General features: G+C 55.1%; 3 protein-coding genes and 1 pseudogene. 3 read left to right on the plus strand and 1 reads right to left on the minus strand.

The window, feature by feature from the left end:
- The 3 genes and pseudogenes from A3AI_RS48640 to A3AI_RS48645 all read left to right on the plus strand — a co-directional run.
- Window positions 1–161, plus strand: a pseudogene (locus tag A3AI_RS48640) (IS3 family transposase); the annotation flags it as partial.
- A 75-nt stretch (window positions 162–236) separates the two neighbouring features.
- A complete protein-coding gene (locus A3AI_RS47140) occupies window positions 237–374 on the plus strand; it encodes a helix-turn-helix domain-containing protein (protein ID WP_245287093.1) in 138 nt (45 codons plus the stop codon).
- Between the two features lie 32 nt (window positions 375–406).
- A complete protein-coding gene (locus A3AI_RS48645) occupies window positions 407–910 on the plus strand; it encodes a hypothetical protein (RefSeq protein ID WP_156928191.1) in 504 nt (167 codons plus the stop codon).
- A 663-nt stretch (window positions 911–1,573) separates the two neighbouring features.
- Here the strand turns inward: A3AI_RS48645 and A3AI_RS49860 are convergent.
- Window positions 1,574–2,065 (minus strand): hypothetical protein, encoded by a 492-nt coding sequence (locus A3AI_RS49860; protein WP_245287094.1) that lies wholly within the window; start codon window positions 2,063–2,065, stop codon window positions 1,574–1,576.
- Window positions 2,066–2,195: the final 130 nt, after the last annotated feature.

Genomic DNA, 2,195 nt, shown 5'->3' on the forward strand with positions numbered 1-2,195 from the left:
AAGCTCACCTTGCCGACTTCATCAACGCCTACAACTACGCTCGGCGGCTGAAGACCCTGAAGGGCCTCACGCCTTACGAATACATCTGCAAATGCCGGACTTCCCAGCCAGAACGATTCAAACTCAATCCGCTCCAGCAAATGCCGGGACTAAACACCTAATTCACAAGCAGCCGAAGACGAAGCAGATGGCCCGACCAACTTACAAAACTGAACAGAATACTTGACTTAAAGCACTTGCGATACGCGGTTGCAGCGGCGGACTACGGCAGCTTTCGCCAAGCGGCAGTGGCGCTCAACGTAAAGCGGTCGACACTAAGTCGATCGATATTACTTCCCTTAGTGACCCAACTTCCAAAACCTCTGTTCCGATGAGTACAAATGGGCTTCTTTGGTTGATATGAGAAATGACGCTGGTCGACGAGCTGCGTCCCGGCGGCGAGGAGAACTTATTATCGGCGCCGCATTGTGGCCGCGGTTCCTCTTTCGGCGAGGATGCGTGCGAGTTGCCGCGTGCAGGAGCTGACCGCACCGCCATTCTGGTGTCCGAGGCAAGGCTCGATAGTGGCCGCGACCCTGCACAGGGCTTCAGACAACGAGGCGGCGGTATCTTTACCTCGAGCAGCTTGATCGAGACGATTAATTGCCGAGCTAAACTGACGCTGATGGCGTTGCTTGCGTCGTGTCATGTTCCGGCAGCACGCTCCTTTGTAAGGAAGCGCGTCACCCCGCTTGGCCGCCTGGTACCGAAAGCCAAACCTTCATCGCTCTGGTCGACCTCCTTCAATCCGGAGGGTCGGCAGTCGCCAAGAACCGTAATGAAAGTTAATGCCAGCGCCGGCGGGCAAGTTGAGCGATACCAAGGGAGGGACGAGTACGGTAGGCTTGAACAACTCCGGGCTGGCGAATAGTGGAAGTTCGACATTTGCGAGAGCTTTCGCAGTTTGAATCGAGTAGATCACATCGCCCGCGACCCGCTGCGTGGCGCCTTGAATCCAGACCTGAAGCATGCCGATCTGATCGCTAGCTGAGCTCGTGGAACCGACCTTTCCGAAGAGCTCCATAACCTGCGTGGATTCGGTCTGAATTCGCTCCTGCCAATGCCAATAGATGTCGAAGAACCCTTTCGAAAACTCCGACTGCGTCTGACGGCTCGCTTGGTGAAGTCCTGAAATGCGCCTGTTGCACGGCCAATGTCATCGTTGATTCCGACTTCCTTCGTCATCACCATCCCCTTATCATTGTTAGTGTGGTACGAGAGATGTGCTCTAGCAGCCCCTGTTCGGTTGGAACTCTTTATGAAGGCGGGCAAGCAGAGGGTGGTGACTTGCGTACCTACTAATGGAGTTGCGCGAGCCCTTTCTGAACGGGAGACGGAATGCGTCGCCCTCGTGTAGAAGCTCCGACATCCGTGTCTTCAAACAGACCGCGCTGAAGATCCTAAAATGACAGCGATTGCTCTGACTGCAATTCAGGGAAGTTGCCAGCTGGCAACCCAGTCTCAACGGAGCGCCTCGAAAGGTACCATGGTGATCATGCTGTTTGGAGACCACTGAGATGACCCGCTTGGCTATTCAGTCTTTCGTCTGACCGGCATCTCCGCCAGAGTTCCCGCGCGTCGTCGCGTGGTCGCGCATGAATGCTTCATATTGCGCAGGGTTAACAGCCTTCAGGCGTGACAGTGCGCGCTCAGCGTCGCCACGGACGGCGACGCCGTGACGCTGCTTGATCTCTTCCACGCCTTTTATCATCTCTTCGAGGCGCTTCATTGCCTCTCCAGTACTCTGTGTTCCTGTACTCTGCGCCTCTGTCGATATCCCGCGTGGCCTTTTAAGTTCTGTGACGGCCGCGAAAAGGGTCTCGAGCTGTTGGAATAAACTATACTTCTCAAAGACTTTCTTTTGGGTTTCTGAAATTTTGAGGACATTCGTTTCAATGTCCTGAGTCACTGCCCCGCTGAGTGGCGCAAAGAATGGAAAAGAATACCACGAGAACCAATTGGGATTTGACATCGGCATCCTCTCGACCATCGAGATCTGGCGCTCTTCCTCAGCATGTTTCAGCAATTGGCGTGCCAGTCGACCGGGTTCGATGACCACACCGGGGAGCTATGGCCGAAACTGGGTGATGACGGGTTGAGAGAGGCGGCGTATCGAGGCGGGTGTCGAGCCTGCCAGAACCTCAAGGAGAGCGATA

The sequence above is a fragment of the Bradyrhizobium sp. Tv2a-2 genome, assembly GCF_000472425.1.
Lineage (GTDB): Bacteria > Pseudomonadota > Alphaproteobacteria > Rhizobiales > Xanthobacteraceae > Bradyrhizobium.

Bases quoted from the DNA above. Each gene is read 5' to 3' on its own strand.
- A3AI_RS48645 (WP_156928191.1), top strand. From the start codon at position 407: ATGACGCTGGTCGACGAGCTGCGTCCCGGCGGCGAGGAGAACTTATTA.